At 72.0% G+C, this 16,101-nt stretch carries 11 protein-coding genes; 6 read left to right on the top strand and 5 right to left on the bottom strand.

From position 1 onward, the window contains the following. Positions 1 to 53: 53 nt before the first annotated feature. Positions 54 to 668: a lytic polysaccharide monooxygenase gene (locus tag AB0A95_RS13545; protein WP_357555977.1), complete on the bottom strand. Its 615-nt coding sequence runs from the start codon at positions 666 to 668 to the stop codon at positions 54 to 56. Between the two features lie 317 nt (positions 669 to 985). Further along, on the bottom strand, positions 986 to 1,567 hold the full coding sequence (locus AB0A95_RS13540; RefSeq protein WP_357555976.1) for a hypothetical protein: 582 nt from the start codon (positions 1,565 to 1,567) through the stop codon (positions 986 to 988). A 579-nt stretch (positions 1,568 to 2,146) separates the two neighbouring features. On the opposite strand from AB0A95_RS13540, the gene AB0A95_RS13535 reads away from it, so the two are divergent. Beyond that, positions 2,147 to 3,391 carry a PQQ-dependent sugar dehydrogenase gene (locus AB0A95_RS13535; protein WP_357555975.1) on the top strand — a complete coding sequence of 415 codons (1,245 nt, stop codon included), beginning with the start codon at positions 2,147 to 2,149 and terminating at the stop codon, positions 3,389 to 3,391. A gap of 64 nt (positions 3,392 to 3,455) precedes the next feature. On the opposite strand, the gene AB0A95_RS13530 is transcribed toward AB0A95_RS13535, so the two are convergent. After that, positions 3,456 to 4,874, bottom strand: coding sequence for an FGGY-family carbohydrate kinase (locus tag AB0A95_RS13530; RefSeq protein WP_357555974.1), 1,419 nt, complete (start codon positions 4,872 to 4,874; stop codon positions 3,456 to 3,458). A gap of 291 nt (positions 4,875 to 5,165) precedes the next feature. Between AB0A95_RS13530 and AB0A95_RS13525 the strand changes: the two genes are divergently transcribed. Next, positions 5,166 to 5,459, top strand: coding sequence for a DUF1330 domain-containing protein (locus AB0A95_RS13525; protein WP_357555973.1), 294 nt, complete (start codon positions 5,166 to 5,168; stop codon positions 5,457 to 5,459). A 169-nt stretch (positions 5,460 to 5,628) separates the two neighbouring features. Beyond that, positions 5,629 to 6,831: a DUF418 domain-containing protein gene (locus AB0A95_RS13520; RefSeq protein ID WP_357555972.1), complete on the top strand. Its 1,203-nt coding sequence runs from the start codon at positions 5,629 to 5,631 to the stop codon at positions 6,829 to 6,831. Between the two features lie 319 nt (positions 6,832 to 7,150). On the opposite strand, the gene AB0A95_RS13515 is transcribed toward AB0A95_RS13520, so the two are convergent. Further along, positions 7,151 to 7,792: a TetR family transcriptional regulator gene (locus tag AB0A95_RS13515; protein ID WP_357555971.1), complete on the bottom strand. Its 642-nt coding sequence runs from the start codon at positions 7,790 to 7,792 to the stop codon at positions 7,151 to 7,153. Positions 7,793 to 7,875: 83 nt separating this feature from the next. On the opposite strand from AB0A95_RS13515, the gene AB0A95_RS13510 reads away from it, so the two are divergent. Then, positions 7,876 to 10,071, top strand: a complete 2,196-nt coding sequence (locus tag AB0A95_RS13510; RefSeq protein ID WP_357555970.1) for an MMPL family transporter — start codon at positions 7,876 to 7,878, stop codon at positions 10,069 to 10,071. Between the two features lie 290 nt (positions 10,072 to 10,361). Here the strand turns inward: AB0A95_RS13510 and AB0A95_RS13505 are convergent, their stop codons facing one another. Then, entirely contained in the window at positions 10,362 to 11,612 is a 1,251-nt protein-coding gene (locus AB0A95_RS13505; RefSeq protein WP_357555969.1) for an alpha/beta fold hydrolase, read from the bottom strand. Positions 11,613 to 12,026: 414 nt separating this feature from the next. On the opposite strand from AB0A95_RS13505, the gene AB0A95_RS13500 reads away from it, so the two are divergent. Next, positions 12,027 to 13,361, top strand: a complete 1,335-nt coding sequence (locus AB0A95_RS13500) for an SWIM zinc finger family protein (RefSeq protein WP_357555968.1) — start codon at positions 12,027 to 12,029, stop codon at positions 13,359 to 13,361. Further along, on the top strand, positions 13,358 to 15,895 hold the full coding sequence (locus AB0A95_RS13495; protein WP_357555967.1) for a DUF6493 family protein: 2,538 nt from the start codon (positions 13,358 to 13,360) through the stop codon (positions 15,893 to 15,895). The genes AB0A95_RS13500 and AB0A95_RS13495 overlap by 4 nt, the downstream gene beginning before the upstream one ends. The last annotated feature ends 206 nt before the right edge of the window (positions 15,896 to 16,101 follow it).

The following is a 16,101-nucleotide window of genomic DNA, read 5'->3' as shown; positions in this document are numbered from 1 at the left end:
CAGGACGCCGACGCCCTGGGCCGGACTGGTGTCGCAGCTCGCGGTCTTGCCGATCAGGTGACGTTGATGTCGCTGCACCACATGTAGGTCTGGTCCAGGTGCGACGCCCTCCAGAGCACGAAGAGGATGTGGTTCCCACTGCGTGAGGGGAGCGAGACGTTGAACGAGATGTTCTGCGCCGGCGCGTAGCGCCCGGTCGTCTGGATCAGGTCGAGGTTGCCCCACCCGAGCTGCTGGGTGACCGGGTTGAACCCCTGCTTGGTGACGTAGACCTGGAAGTAGTCAGCGCCGTGGCTGGCCTGGTCGTACAGCTGGACCGTGAGGTTGCGGCTGACGTTCGTCCTCTTCCACTCCCCGGGCTGGTTCACGCTGTTGTTCCTGGTCAGGCCGTTGCTGCACAGTTGACCGTCCGGGGTGCGAGCCTGGTACTGGCCGGCGAGGCCGTCCCGCAGCTGGCTCATCCAGTTCCACATGGTGTCGGGGTTGGCCTGGAACGCCTGCCAGCACATCGGGTCCTGCTGCTGCATGGCCGGGTTCATGTGCTGACTGCCCCAGGTCTTCCAACACTGATAGGCGCGACTCGCCGGGTTGATGATGGTGCCGTGGGCCTGGGCCGCCCCGGTGAAGGGCAGCGTACCGACCACCATGGCGACCAGCAGGACGACCACCTGGAGGGGTCGACGGACTGTTGACCGGGATCGTCCTCCGGATACATCGGACGTCTGTGAACGCACTGTTCATCCTCCGCTCTTCGGTACTAGAGATCACAATGGGAACGCTCCCAAACCAACTGTTACATCTATGAGCTTAGATATCAATACTGAGCTATTTATGGTCCGACATGGATCAAGGTGACCGGATCGCCCGCAACGGCATCCACCACTGGGTACGCGGACGACCCACACCCACCGGAGGGGCCCGCGGGCGAGCTGTCCAGCCTCCGGCGTTGCCGGGTACGACCGCTACGCCCGACCGCCCGTCGTGGTCAGAGACCTGCCGCGGCGTCGTACCGACGGCGCTGGTCGGCCATCTCCGACTCGGTCAGCGCCTCCTTCATTGCCAACTCCTCGTACTTGTCCGGGAACATCTCCCGCAGCCGGTCGACGAACCTGACGTCGGCGGTCGCCTCGACCACCTGGATGCCCGGCGGGTCGGTGGACATGTCCATGATCACCGGACCGGCCAGCTTGACCGCCACGTCCCAGGGACGCTTCTGCTCGGCGACCCCGCAGAGGTGGAAGCCGTACACCGTCCGCACGTCGGCGAGCGCGGTCGCCTCGGACGGCTCGTAGCCGTAGACGCGGACCCCGCAGATCACCTGCGGCTTCGTCTCCGTGGCTGCCGCCTGCTGGGCATTGTGTCCGGCGTGGTTGTGCTGCCCCGGGTCCGCCTGTTCGAGTGTGGTACGCATCCGGGCCGTGATCTGCCCCTGCAGATCCGCCGGCTCCGCCTCCGGGTCGGCCCGGTTCAGCAGTACGACCGTTCCGGCCGACACCACCAGCAGGATCACCGCCACCCACAGGAAGCGGTTCCGGTACCAACCCGCGAAACTCTCTCGGGAAATCATGACTGCTTCTCACCTCGTCGCCGGTACTGGTGGCTGGCAGACCGATCGGACGTCCCCGGCAGGTCAGACGTCGAGCGCGTGGGCCGCCGAGCGAGGGATGCGTACGGCGACCAGGGCTGCCCACCCGGGACGTGCCCGTGGCCCTGGAGCTGGCCCGGCGTTGCGGCACGCGAGCGCCTGCCAAAGCGGCGCGCTGCCGACACTGCGATGCTCCCGTGCTGGCCGGTCCCAGCGCGGTTGCCCCCGCGCTGCGGCGATGTGAGCCATTCCAACACGTTTGGATCCGTTCTGGCAACATCGACGGGCATCAGCGCAGGTGCGCTCGCCTCGACACCGGCAGCGGGCAGCCGCGTCGAGTGGAACCGCGTACCCCACCAATCGATCACCGACCGAGCAGGCCGGGGACAGACCGACGGGGGCCGTGATGCCGGTGCCGCAAGCAGCGCGATCACGGGCATGAGCAGCTCTCCCGCCGCCCACGGGGCAGCGACACGGCAGGTTTGCCATTCGCGTGAGTCGATGTATCTTGGGAACGCTCCCAGATCGCCACCTCCATCCACCTGCTTGAGGAGCCCCACCATGTCGCGACGGCGTTATCGCCCGGCCACCGTTCTGGCCGGGCTGCTCGCTCTGACCCTGTCTGTGTCTCTCCTGCCACCGTCGCCGGTGGCCGGTGCCGCCGCGGCCGGCCCGTCCCATACCCGCGCCGCGCCACTCGCCGAACTGACAGTGACATCCGAACAGGTGGCCTACGGTCTACAGCGCCCCATCGCGCTCACCGGGCTGCCCGACGGCCGGATGCTCATCGCGGAGAAGAACGGCACCGTGCGCGCCTACCACCCCGACACCGGCCTGGCGGCCGAGCCGGTGCTCGACCTGAGCGCCCGGATCGACACGTCGGACAACGAGCGTGGCCTTCTCGGCATCACGCCCGCGCCGAACTTCGCACGGACCGGGATCCTCTACGTGGCCTACACGAGCCTGCCGGCCGGCGCGCTGACCCTGGCGCGAGTGCCCATCAGCGCACCCGAGCGGTTGCAGGTGCTGCTCACCCAGGAGCACGCCGAGTACGGCAACCACAACGGCGGACAGGTAGCGTTCGGCCGCGACGGCTACCTGTACTGGTCCCTCGGCGACGGCGGCCACGCGAACGACCCGTTCAAGAGCGGTCAGAACCTCGGCACCCTGCTCGGCAAGATCCTGCGGATCGACGTCAACCGCAGCTGCGGGGGCAAGCGCTACTGCGTACCCTCCGACAACCCGTTCGTCCGCACCCCGGGCGCGCGGCCGGAGATCTGGGTCTACGGGCTGCGCAACCCGTGGCGGTTCTCCGTCGACCCGGTCGACGGCTCACTGTGGATCGGTGATGTCGGCCAGGGCCTGGTTGAGGAGATCAACCACATCCGCCCGTCGCAGCGTGGGGCGAACCTCGGCTGGTCCTGCCGGGAGGGCACTCCCGTCTTCGACCAGACGCAGTGCCGCCCGGGCGTGCGGTTGACCGACCCGGTCTTCGAGTACGAGCACTACCTCACGGAGAACTGCTCGGTGACCGGCGGCGTGGTGTACCGAGGGTCCGAAACCCCGGAGGCGTGGGGCACCTACGTGGCGAGCGACTACTGCTCGACGCTCGCATTCGCCGTACGCCCCAAGTCCACGGGCGGCTACGAGTCCGCCACGATCGGCAACTTCCCCATCCAGCCGACCGCGATCGGCACCGACGTGCGCGGCGAGTTGTACGTGCTCAGTGACCTCCCGGGGTGGCTGAGCCGGGTGCGGTTCGAGCGGGTCCAGCCCGCCTCCGGCGGCGGAGCGGCAAACCGCTGAGTCTCGGGTGATCCCGGGTGCTCTCCGGAACCGTTGCCTCCGGAGAGCACCTGCGGACGTGCCGTCAGTCAGCGTGGTCGGAGACGTTCGCGCGGGCGGCGGCGTACCGTTCGCGGACTGCCGGCACGGCTTCCGCGTCGTACACCTCGACCTGCCCGATCGTCCACGCCGGAGGCCGCTGGCCGCCCGACAGTACCCAGGCCGCCTGGCGGGCGGCGCCGTCCGCGACGTACTCCCCCAGCGGTGGGGGGACGAGCACGGGGCAGCCGAAGACCGTGGGCGCGATTCGGCGGACCGCCTCCGAGCGGGCGCCGCCGCCGACCAGGATGACCCGGTTGACAGTCGTGCCCTGCGCGATCATCGCAGCCAGCCCGTCGGCGAGTGCGCACAGAATGCCCTCCACCGCCGCACGTGCCAGGTGCGCGGGGGTCGAGGTCCGCAGGGTCAGACCGTGTACGGCTCCGGTGGCGTGCGGGCGGTTCGGTGTGCGCTCGCCCTCCAGGTACGGCACCAGGACCAGCCCGTCGGCGCCCGGCGGGGCGGACAGCGCCAGCGCGGACAGCTGCGCGTGGTCCACCCCCAGCATCGTCGCGGCAGCGTCCAGCACCCGGGCGGCGTTGAGCGTGCACACCACCGGGAGGAAACGGCCGGTGGTGTCGGCGAACCCGGCCACGATCCCACTCGCGTCGGCGGCCGGCACATCAGAAACGGTGGACACGATGCCACTGGTGCCGATTGACACGATGACGTCGCCCGACTCGGCGCCGACACCCAGTGCGGCCGCCGCGCAGTCGCCGGCGCCGGGGCCCAGGGGCGCGCCGGTACGCAGGTGACCGGCCCGGCCGGTCGGCCCGAGCACCTGCGGCAACAGCAGGCCATCCCGACCGAACGCCAACCGGATCAGGTCCGGACGGTACGCGCCGGCCGCGGCCGACCAGTACCCGGTTCCGCTGGCGTCGCTGCGGTCGGTACGAAGGGCATCCAGCCCCGGCGCGCCGGCCAGACGCCAGGTCAGCCAGTCGTGCGGCAGACACACGGCAGCCGTACGGGCGGCGTTCTCCGGCTCGACCGAGGCCAGCCAGCGCAGTTTGCTGACGGTGAAGCTGGCCACCGGCACCAGGCCGACCGCCTGCGCCCAGGCTCGCCGCCCGGTCTCGCCGCCGCCGAGATCCGAGATCAGGTCGGTGGCGGCACCGGCCGAGCGGGTGTCGTTCCACAGCAACGCGTCCCGAACCACGGCGCCCTCGGCGTCCAGGCACACCATGCCTTGCTGCTGCCCGGCTACCGAGACGGCCGCCACGTCGTCCAGGCCGCCAGCCTGCGCGACAGCGTCGGACAGCGCGGCCTCCCAGACGGCCGGGGGCACAGCGGTGCCGCTCGGGTGCGGTGCGCGGCCCTCGCGCACCAGCTCTCCGGTCTCGGCGTCGCGGATGACGACTTTGCACGACTGGGTCGACGAGTCGACCCCGGCGACGAGCGGCACCGTTCCTCCCGAGGGGTTTTCGATCAGCGGCCAGATTTGTTCAATGGCTGAATTATTTGACCGCGCCACGGCGCCGTCAAGACTGTGGCGCGGCCGGCCGGCGTGGCGCCCAGACCCGATGCGGGCAGTGCGCCGAGTCCCGGGGGCCGTCGTCGGCCCGGTCGCCAGCCAGGACGTTCCGCACGGGCATGCGCACGCCTAACCGAACGACCATCAGTTCTCGGCGCGCGAATACAATCCGGAGCCGGAGAACCGTGAGTCAGATGCACTCATCCCCACACTGGAGGTTCGATGCCCAAGGGCTACTGGGTCAGCGTCTACCGCACCATTTCCGACCCTGAGAAGCTGGCTGCCTACAACAGACTGGCCGGTCCGGCCGCCCGGGCCGGGGGCGGGCGCACCCTCGTCCGTGGCGGTCGGGTCGCCGCATACGACGCCGGGATCGCCGAGCGTACCGTCCTGGTCGAGTTCGACAGCTTCGAAAAGGCCGTCGCGACATACGAGAGTGCGGCCTACCAGGACGCGCTGGTCGCCCTCTCCGACGGCGTCGAGCGCGACTTCCGCATCGTCGAGGGCATCGACTGACCGAGGTCCAGCATCACTGGGACGGGCAGGCGGCCACCTCGCGAAATTCGGGGTAGGGCCTACCCCACCGGCGACCTTCCCGCTCGCTGGATGTCTTCCGGACGGGCCTCTTCCTAGGGTCACAGGAGAGTTGTCTAACGCTACTCCTATCCCTTTCGGAGGTCGTCACGTGAATCCTTCCACCGAGAACCCACAAGTCGAGAATCGGGCGCCCGGGACGCTCTCCCGGATCGTCGACGTCGACGCCCTGCGCGCCGTGGCGCTGCTTTTCATCCTGATCGTCAACATCGCCTTCTTCGCCTCCGGCTATTCCTTCCAGCTCATTCCGGACCCCGCCCACGACTCGTGGAGCGACCACACTGTGGTGTGGCTTGTCGAGATGCTCCTCGCCATGAAGGCGTACCTGCTCTTCTCCTTTCTGTTCGGCTACAGCTTCACGCTCCAGCTCGACTCCGCCGCACGGCGCGGCGTCGACTTCGCCCCACGATTCCGGCGGCGGCTGGCCGGGCTCTTCGTGGTCGGCATCCTGCACGCGGTGCTGCTGTTCCAGGGCGACATCCTGACCACGTACGCGTTGCTCGGCCTGGTCCTGCTCGCCATGCGGGGAGTCAAGGTCGGCACCGCGCTGCGCACCGCCGTACTGGTGACCGCTGGGATCGGCTTCGTCCTCGCGCTCGCCGCCACGGCCGGGACCCAGCTGGTGACCGATCCGGCGACGGCACTCGCGGCGGGGCAGCGGTCCACCGAGGCACTACAGGGCGGCCTCGGCTCCGTGATCGCCGAGCACGTACGTCAGCTGCCGGCGATGTTCGGCGCGCTCCTCGTGCAGGGGCCGCTCGCCCTCTCGGCCTTCCTCTTCGGTTACGCGGCCGGGCGGCGGCGGCTCCTCACCAACGTCGGCGGTAACCGGCAACTCCTGCGTCGCGTACAGCAGGTGGGCTACCCGGTCGGCCTGGCCGGTGGGGTGATCTTCGCATCGGGCGGTGGCACCTCCAACCTGACCGGGCTGACGGCGGGAGTGCTCACCGCGCCGCTGCTCGCGGCCGCGTACGCCGCCACCCTGCTCCAGTTCTTCCAGACCGACCGGGGGCGCAGGGTCGTCGCCGTGCTCGCACCGGCCGGTCGGATGTCCCTGTCGAACTACCTGGGGCAGTCGCTGCTCTGCGTGCTGGTCTTCACCGGCGTCGGGCTGGGCCTCGCCGGTACCGTCGCGCCCCCGGTCGTCGTCCTCATCGCGCTTGCGATCTACGGTGTGCAGGTCGCCCTCAGCGCGGCGTGGATGGCCCGGTTCCGGTACGGGCCGATGGAGTGGCTGCTGCGGGCCTGGACCGAGCAGCGGTGGCCACGGCTGCGGGCGGTGGACCCGGCATGACGGGTCCCGGTGGGGCGCCAGGGTGGCCGGGTGGACGCCGGCGACCGTTGCGGCGGCATCGGCACCCCGCACTCGATGCCGAGTTGCTGGGCGAGCTGGCACGCCAGCTCGCCCAGCCGGGTCTCCCCGGCGCGGTCCAGGGCCACGCTCAGATCGGCGTACGCGTAGACCAGCTCCAGCCGGTCGCCGGCAGCATTGAGCAGAGCGGAGCCCTAGTGCGGCCCCCGGCCAGACCCCAGACATCAACCCTGGCCACACCGAGGATGGTCTGGCCAGGCACCACTGAGCCACCAGCCAGACCCGATGCCAGCGGCCAGGGTCACTCCGCCGCGGGGCCCTCCGCTGCGGGGCCGAGGGAGCGGATGCCGTCGAGGGCTACGCGGGTGGCGCTCAGCAGCACCCCCAGCAGCTCCTCCGGCGACGGGTTGCGGGCGAAGGTGGTGAACGCGACGGTGACCATCGAGCCGACAAGGGCGCCGACCGCGGCCGCCGCGTCAGCCTCCGCCAGCTCACCCGGGAAGGCGGTCAGCAGCGCCGCGGTCAGCTGCTGCTGGGCGGAGACCATGCGGCGCAGCACCCCGGCCTGCAACGCCGGCGTGGACAGCACCACGTGCACCCGACGGACGGCCAGGTCACCGGTCAGGTCGCGGGTCGCCGCGCCGGAGGTCACCGCCGTGCGCAGCGCGCGCAGCAGCACGTCGGCCACGGTCTCCCCGGCGTGCCGCTCGGCGACCAGCGCGGCGATCTCGTCGACCCGCGACTGCGAGTCGGCGAACAGGATGTCCTCTTTGCCGGGGAAGTAGGCGAAGAACGTGCGGGGTGCGATGTCCGCGGCGGCGGCGATCTCGGCGATGGTCGTCTCGTCGTACCCCTTGCTGGAGACGAGCTCGATCGCCGCGGTGATCAGCGCCGCGCGGGTGCGCTGCTTCTTGCGTTCACGCAGGCCGGGTGGTCGGGTCACAGGGGCCAACCCTACTCTTCCGGCACTCGGTAAATAAACGCACTCGTTGCATATTTGCATCGAATGTTGTATCCCTGAAAGACATGGAACGCCCACTGGACCGGCTCGGTCGCCTCTGCGCGCGACATCCCTGGCGGACCCTCGTCCTCTGGCTGTTCGCGGCCGGCGCGCTGCTCGGTGTCGGCCAGGGGGCCGGGAGCACCTTCGTCAACGACTTCCGGGTGCCCGGCACCGAATCCCAGCAGGCCACCGACGTGGCCCGGGAACACTTTCCGACCTACGGCGTGGTGAGCGCGACGATCGTCTGGAGCGCCGAGGGGGGCGACCTACAGGATGCGGCGCGGCAGGCCGCGATGGGGCAGATGATCACCGCGATTCGCGGCCAACAGGACGTGGCGGCGGTGGACGATCCGTTCCCGAGCCCGGACGGACGGGCCGCGATGGTCAACGTCGACTACGGCAAGGAGTTGGGCGAGCTCGACGGCACCCACTACGACCGACTGCGCGAGGCCGCCAAGCCGGCCGAGGCCGCCGGCCTGCGGGTCGAGTACCGCGGCGCGGTCGTCGACCTGGGCACCGAACCCACCACATCCGCCGCCGAGTTGGTCGGCGTCGGTGCCGCGCTGCTCGTGCTGATCATCGCGTTCGGGTCGCTGGTCGCCGCCGGGCTGCCGCTCCTCGTCGCCGGCGTCGGCATCGTGGTCGGCGCCGCGATCGTCCTGCTCATCGGCCTGTTCGTCGACATCCCCTCGTCCGCGCCGATCATCGCGGTGATGCTCGGTCTCGGCGCCGGCATCGACTACGCCCTGTTCGTGCTCAGCCGGTTCCGGGCGAATCTCGCCCATCACGAGGAACCGGTGCAGGCCGCCGGGCACGCCACCGCGTCCGCCGGGCACGCGGTGGTGTTCGCGGGCGGCACGGTCGTGGTGGCCATCCTCGGCCTCAGCTTCGCGGGCATTCCGTTCGTCGGCGCCATGGGTGTCGCCGGTGCGGTGACGGTGGCAGTGATGGTCGTTGCCGCGATCACGCTGCTGCCGGCACTGCTCGGCCTGCTGGGGCACCGGGTCAACTCGCTGGCCGTTCCGAAGCTGTCGCGCCGGGCCCGGGCGGCGGGCCCCGCCGATCCGGACGACGAGAGCGGCCCGACGTACCGGTGGGGCCGACACGTGCAACGCTTCCGCGTGCTCTACGCGGTGCTCGCGACGGCCTTCCTGCTGGTGCTGTCCTCGCCGGTGCTGTCCCTGCGGCTGGGCACGCCGGACGACGGCATCCAGCCCGCCAAGAACACCCAGCGGCAGGCGTACGACCTGATCGCCGAGCACTACGGGCCGGGCTGGAACGCGCCGCTGGTGCTCACCGTGACCGGCGCGGACGAGACGGGCCTGGCCACGCTCGTCCGCACGCTCGCCGCCGACCCCGACGTCGAGCTGGTGACGCCACCGGCGCTCAGCCAGGACGGCGGCGGGGTCGCGCTGGTCACGGCCATCCCCCGGTACGCCCCGCAGGACCAGGAGGTGTCCGACCTGGTCCACCGCATCCGGGACACGATCGGGCCCGAGGCGCTGGCCGCGTCCGGTGGCACCGCGTTGGTCGGTGGCGCGACGGCTGTGGTCATCGACATGGCCGACGTGGTCGGTGAGCGGCTGCCCTGGGTGATCCTGGCCGTGGTCGGCGCGGGCATGCTGCTGTTGCTGCTGATGTTCCGGGCGCCGGTGGTCGCGCTCAAAGCCGCGGTGATGACGCTGCTGTCGATCGGTGTCTCGTTCGGCGTCATCATCGCGATGTTCCAGTGGGGCTGGGGCCTGGACCTGCTCGGCATCGACAAGACGGTGCCCATCATGTCCGCGGTCCCGATGATCCTGTTCGCCGTCCTGTTCGGACTGTCGATGGACTACGAGGTGTTCCTGCTCTCCGCCGTCCGCGAGTCGTACGACAGGGATGGTGATCCGCACCGCGCCGTGGTGGTCGGCATCGGCACCACCGCGCGGGTCATCTCCGCGGCCGCGATCATCATGGCGTGTGTCTTCCTGAGCTTCGTCTCGGTTCCGGAGACGTTGATCCAGATGATCGGTATCGGCCTGGCCACCGCCGTCATCATGGATGCCACGGTGATTCGGATGGCGCTGGTGCCGGCCGTGATGAGCCTGCTCGGTAACACGGCCTGGTGGCGCCCCGGGCGCGGCCGGCCGCGCCTCGCCCCGGTGGTCGGTGCCGGCGGCGAGGCGGATCCGGCGCAGGGGCCCTCGTCTGGCACCACGGATGAGAGCCAGCGGGTCTGACCAGCCCGCACCGCCGGTCAGGCTTTCTCCGACCCCCTTCGGTGGTCTGACCGGCGCTCCCGTGGCCCGGGTCGCCCCACCGGCGCCCCGGGCCACATTTCTTGCCACGGCGGCAAGCCGGCACGGCACCAGAGCCAGCACGGCAGCACGCAGCAACGGCAGCAACGGACCGTCGGACGCGACAGCGTCCGACGGTCCGGTTCTCCTGTCGAATTCAGTCGAGGCGCGTGCGGCGGCGAGCGGACCGCTCGGTCACCGCGCGGGCCGCGGCGGTGAAGCGCGGTGCTCGGTCACGGAAGGTCCGGGGCGGTGAACGACGTGACGGCGTCGCGGATCGCGGCCGCGACGTCGGGCCAGCGGTTGTTCAGGTAGAAGTGGCCCCCCGGGAAGGTGCGCAGGTCGAACGCGCCGGTGGTGTGCCCCTGCCAGGCCCGGACGTGGTCGAGCGAAGCCCGCTGGTCGTCCTCGCCGACCAGCGCGGTGACCGGGCAGTCGAGTTCGCGGCCCGGCCGGTGTCGGTAGGTCTCGATGGCCTGGTAGTCGGCACGCAGCGCCGGCAGGATCATCTCCAGCAGCTCCGCGTCTTCGAGCAGGACGGCCGCGGTACCGTTGAGCTGCCGCACCTCGGCGATGATCGCCTGGTCGCCACGTCGGTGGAGACTCTCCTCGACGTGTGCCGAGGGAGCCCGCCGGCCGGACACGATGAGGCCGGCCGGCGGAGTGCCGTCGCGCTGCAACAGGCGGCCAACCTCGTACCCGATCACCGCTCCCATGCTGTGCCCGAACAGCACCAGCGGCCGGTCCGTCCACGTGGTGATTTCGGCGTGGATCCGTTCGGCCAACTCGTCGATAGTGACCAGCGGCGGTTCGCCGCGCCGATCCTGGCGGCCGGGGTACTGCACGGCGAGCACGTCGACTGTGGCACCGAGGTGGACGCCGAGCGGGTGGTAGAACGAGCCGGACCCGCCCGCGTGCGGCAGGCACAGCAGACGCGGCCGGTCGCCGTGCTGCGTGCCCAGCTTCTGAATCCATCGGCCGGTACGGAGACTGTGCGACATGACGTCCTTCCCGAGGGTGACGGAGCGGTTCACTCGGCGGCGGCGCCGCTGAGGATTCCGTCCAGCGGGGTACGCAGCCAGTGGCGTTCCCGCTGGCAGGGGTATGTGGGCAGGTCGACCAGCCGGCCGGCGACGGGTGCCGAGCGCCCGGAGATGGCGGGCCAGCGCGTCGGGTGTCGGGTGGTCGAAGACCACTGTGGCCGGCAGTTTCAGGCCGGTGACGGTGCTCAGCCGGTTTCGCAGCTCGACCGAGCTGAGCGAGTCGAAGCCGAGCGCCGCCGCCGGTGTCACACCGAACGACTCCCACAACCTCGCCAACGACACCATCACCGCCCAGGACGCCGGCTGCACCACATCCACCCGCGACAGATCACCCGACAACTCAGCAAGCAAATCCCAACCCACCAGCGGACGCAACACCTCAGCACCCTCCGCCACGGCATCCGCGAACACCGGAAACGCCTCCGCCAACTCCACACCCATTCCCACCCTGCCCCGGAAACACGAAAACCGGAGGCGACGCCGCCGCCGACTCGGCCACGCCGGTGTGCCGGCGGCCACCGCGGTGTGCTCAAGGGCGGCCCGGCTGCCGGCGAGAGTCAGGCCTCACGTCAGGTAGGAACGCGCGATCGGGGCGGACAGAGTCCGCCGCCGAGGCCGGGGCTGAACCTGGGGTCGACGGAGTCAACCGGGGTCTCCCCTCCCCTCCACGACGTGTCGGTCCGCGAGGACGGCGAGCCGCCCGACCGGTCCCGGCGGCAAGATCGACTCGGTCTTGGCAAACTCGCGGTGTCCCAGCGGCTCGGACACCCCGGTTTCACCAAAACCGAGTCGATCATCCATGGACTCGCCGCCGTCGCGGCCCGCTGTCGGGGGTGGGTCGTAAGTTCTGCGGCCGTGAGCGCCCTTCAGACGTACCGCTACCTTCGACCGTCCACGCTGCACCGGGGCGACCTGGCGTTGCAGACCAGTGGCGGGCCTGCGACAAACCCGCGGTTCTTCCTCGGCTTCCTGACGACTCCGCAGGCGGCGGCGGCCGGGTTGCTGGCGGTCGCCGAAGTCGCCCGGACCCGTTATCACCAGCCGGTCAGCCCGGCGAGTCTCGATCCCGTGGTCACCGGCAGCCGGGACCGGCTGCGGTTCGAGTCGTTCTCCGGCTGCTGCGGCGTGTACGCGCGGCTGGACGTCGTGCCGGCCGGGTTCGACGGCGACGTGGTCGAGCACGGCACCACGAACGTCGACGTGAACGCGCCGCTGCGGGAGGCGTTGGCCCGGGTGGGCGGCATCGACCCGCTGCACCTGTCGGTGGGGCCCGACGACCTGACGGTGTCCACCCTCGACGGGCCGGTGGTGGAGAAGAAGGTGCCGTTGCCCGGGCGGTGGCTCCGGGGGTTCGCCGAGGTCCATCTGATCGCCGCGGCCATGGCACCGCGGGCGGAGATCCCGGCGGCGGAGGCCGTCGGCTTCCTGCGCCGGCTGCCGGCGGGCAACGACCGGTCGGTGCTCTGGGTGGTGCCGGCCGGGCGCTCGCTGCGGCTGACCTCCCGCCCGGTCCCCGGCGCGGTGTGCCTGGCCGGCGCGGGACGGCTCGCCACCCTGCGGGGGCTGCTCCGCTATGCGAAGACCCTGCGGGTGTACGGGCCACCGACGGCGGCCGGGTCGCCGCCGCTGCCGAGCGTGTGGGAGCTCGACACCGGCGCGCTGCGGCTGTCGCTGACCCTGTCGCCGGAGCCCTACCGGGGTTTCTCCGGTGAGGGCGGCGCGCTGAGCGCACTCGCCACCGACGACGCCGCCGACGACGCCGCGCTTGTCGCCGCGCTGCTGTCCTGGGACCCGACGATCGATGTCCACGCGTTGGCCGCCTCGGCGGGGATCTCGGCGGACCGGGTCCGGGCCGCGCTGGCCCAGCTGGGCACCGCCGGCCGGGTCGGCTTCGACGTGGCCGAGGCGGGCTACTTCCACCGGGTGCTGCCGTACGACGCCGGTCGGGCCGAGCGGGACAATCCTCGGCTGGTCGGGGCGCGGGCGCTTGTCGAGGCGGGCGCGGTCACGCTCGACGGCGAGGCGTCGACCGTACGACACGGCGACGAGGTCTACCGGGTCCGCCGTCGGGCGGACGGGTCGTACACCTGCTCCTGCCCCTGGTGGGCGCGGCACCGCGGTCAGCGCGGGCCCTGCAAGCACGCGCTCGCCACGACGATGGTGGGCGCCGCGGTGGAGGTCGGGGCGTGACCGATCCGTTCGAGTTCCTGGTCCGGGGTGACATCGGCGCGGCAGTCGACGCGGTCACCGGCCTCGACGAGCGGGGGCGGCGGTCGTTCGCCGACGGGCTGGTGACCCACGTGCGCCGCCGGCGCGACAACTGGTGGTGGAACAAGGAGGCGACGGCCCTGGCGGTGGCCGCGATCGGGTGCCTGCCCACCGCCGCCGCGGCGGCCGAGCTGCTCGGCCGGCGCAACGTGTCGCTGCGGCGTGCCGACGCCGAGCCGGTGGTCCAGGTCGCGCGGACGCGCGGGGTGCCCTGGCTGGGCGAGCTGGCACACCGGCTGGCCGACCGGCTCCGCCGGAACGACCCGACGGACGGCTGGGATTTCGTCGCCGAGCTGGTGACCGTCGAGAAGGCGGCGACACCCACCGGTGACCAGTTCGTGCACGGGTGGCTCGCTCAGCTGGCGTGGCCGCCGGAGTCGCGGCGACCGATCCCGCTCGTGGACCGGCTCCGGGCGGATGTGTTCCTCGACGCCCTGGTGCCGCGCCTGTTCGAGGTGGACGGCATCGGGACGCGGATGTCCTTCGACGAGTTCATGACCGACGAGACGTTCGCGCTGCCACGGGCGCTGACGCGGCTGGCCGGCGAGGGCCGCCTGGACCGCCAGACGCTGCTCGACGGTTGCCTGAGCCGGCTGTTGCGCGGCGACCGGCCGGCCGCGTTGCGGGCGTTCGTCACCCTGCACGCCCTGCTGGAGCCCACCGCCGCCGAGGTCGACAGGCATCGCGGAGACTACCTGCGCCTGCTCGCCGACGCCCCCGGGTCGGTGGCGTCGATGGCGCAGCGGACGCTGCGGGGCCTCGCCGGCCTGGAGGTCGACGGGCTGCTCGACGCCTCGCGGGCGGTGCTCGTCCGGCCCGACAAGGCGCTGGTCCGCGCGCAGCTCGGCTGGCTGGACCAGCTCGCCCACCGGCACACCGACCGGGCGGCGCAGATCGCCGAGGTCATCGCGACGGCTGTCGACCACCCGGCGGCGGACGTCCGCGACCGGGCCGGCGCGCTGGCCGCCCGACACGGGTACGTGGTCCCCCGGCGGGTCGTCGTCGCCACGGTGGGCGACGACCTGCCGCCACCGGCCGGCCCGCTGCCCGCGCCCCCGGCCATCACCGACCCGGACGAGTTGGCGGAGGAGGTCGCTTCCCTGCTCGGCGGCCGAACGAGGGCGGCCAGCCTGGAACGGGTGCTCGACGCGGTGGTCCGGCTCGCCGGTGGCGACCGCGCCCGGCTGAAGGACGCCCTGGTTCCGGTGCTGCGGCGGCACCGCGCCAGCACGGAGGAACACCAGTGGGATCCGTGCTGCCTGTGCGGTCTCCTCGGCGGGGTGCTGCACGCGGCGGCCGACCCGGCAGAGGGCAGCGTCCGGCGGGGACGGTGGGCCGCGATGCGGGCGGCGCTGCGACGCCGCAGGACCGGCGGCCCGGCCCTCGATCCACGGGTGCCCCCGCCGCACCGGCTGCTGCGGGCGCGGCTGGCCGAGATCGGTGACCGCGTCGGCCCGCCCCAGCACCCCGGTCTGCTCGCGGCTCCGACCATGGCGAACGGTGCTGTCGATCCGGAGACGCTGTACGACCGCCTGACCCGGCTCGGCGAGCACGGCGCGTGGGAGATGGACCTGACGCAGGCCCTGCTGCGGCTGCCCGCGCGGGTCGACGAGCCCCTCGCGGCCAAGGCGGCGGCCCTCGGCACGCCTGCCGGTGACCGGCTGGCCGGCTGGCTACGCGCCGGGGGCCTGCCGACCCCGGACCAGCAGGTGGTCACGCTGCGCCGCCGGGAGCGTCGGCAGGGCCACGACTGGGGGTACGACGAGCTGCCTCAGCAGCGGACGCACGTGCTCCTCAGCCCGCCGGAGGGCGTGGACGACCCGTTCGGTCTGCTCACCGTGCCGGCCGGTTCCGTGGACAGCTACGTCGGCGACGCGGCCCTGCTCTGGCCGGCGGTGCTGCCCGGCTACCGGGGGCTCGTCGCGGCGTACGCGCTGCCGGACATCGCCAGTGGTGCCGACCAGGACGTGTCCGGTGGCGCCACGATCCTGCCGCTGCTCGCCGAGTGCGGTGGCGACGGCGGTCCCGCCGTCGACCTCGCGCTCGCGTACGGCCTGGGTGCCCGGCGCGAGTCCGACCGGGTCGCCGCCGTGGACGCGCTGCTGATGCTGGCCGCCGCCGGCGACCTGGACGCGCGCCGGGTCGGGGCCCACCTCGGCGCCCTCGCCGCCGTCGGTGACGTCACGCTGACCCGCACCGTGCAGCCGCTGCGCGACGCGGCCGCCGCCGGTGCCCCGCTCAGCACCTGGCGTCTGCTCGCCGCCGCGTTGCCCGCACTGCTCGCCGCGCCGAAGGCCCCGCGTGGCACCCCGGACCTGTTGACGGTGGCGGCGGAGACAGCGGGCGCGACCGGCGCCCGGGCCGACGTGCCCGGGCTGGCCGACGTCGCCGCGCGCGGAGGGTCGAGCCGGCTCGTCACCGAGGCGCGGCGCCTGGCCGACGCGCTCGACAGGTGATGCCCTCTCCGGGGGCCGCCTGGCACGATCACGTCGTACCACCAATTCGTACACCGACGGACCGCGCCGAACCGCCACCGCGTCCCCTACCGGTGCGCCCGGCATGCGAGGCTCAAGGTCCGCAACCAACGGGCCACGCCGCGTGGCCCCCGGCCACCACCGCCCCAGCCGCACGATTCCCGGCAGGACAGCGCGGCATCCCCCAA

The sequence above is a fragment of the Micromonospora sp. NPDC049230 genome (genome assembly GCF_040647875.1).
In the GTDB taxonomy this organism is placed as follows: domain Bacteria; phylum Actinomycetota; class Actinomycetes; order Mycobacteriales; family Micromonosporaceae; genus Micromonospora.
Note: the sequence above shows the minus strand (reverse complement) of the source record. Positions and strands in the feature narration are given on the sequence as shown.

Bases quoted from the DNA above. Each gene is read 5' to 3' on its own strand.
- AB0A95_RS13525 (WP_357555973.1), top strand. From the start codon at position 5,166: ATGCCCAAGGGCTACTGGGTCAGCGTCTACCGCACCATTTCCGACCCT.
- AB0A95_RS13510 (WP_357555970.1), top strand. From the start codon at position 7,876: ATGGAACGCCCACTGGACCGGCTCGGTCGCCTCTGCGCGCGACATCCC.
- AB0A95_RS13505 (WP_357555969.1), bottom strand. From the start codon at position 11,612: ATGGGTGTGGAGTTGGCGGAGGCGTTTCCGGTGTTCGCGGATGCCGTG.
- AB0A95_RS13540 (WP_357555976.1), bottom strand. From the start codon at position 1,567: ATGATTTCCCGAGAGAGTTTCGCGGGTTGGTACCGGAACCGCTTCCTG.
- AB0A95_RS13535 (WP_357555975.1), top strand. From the start codon at position 2,147: ATGTCGCGACGGCGTTATCGCCCGGCCACCGTTCTGGCCGGGCTGCTC.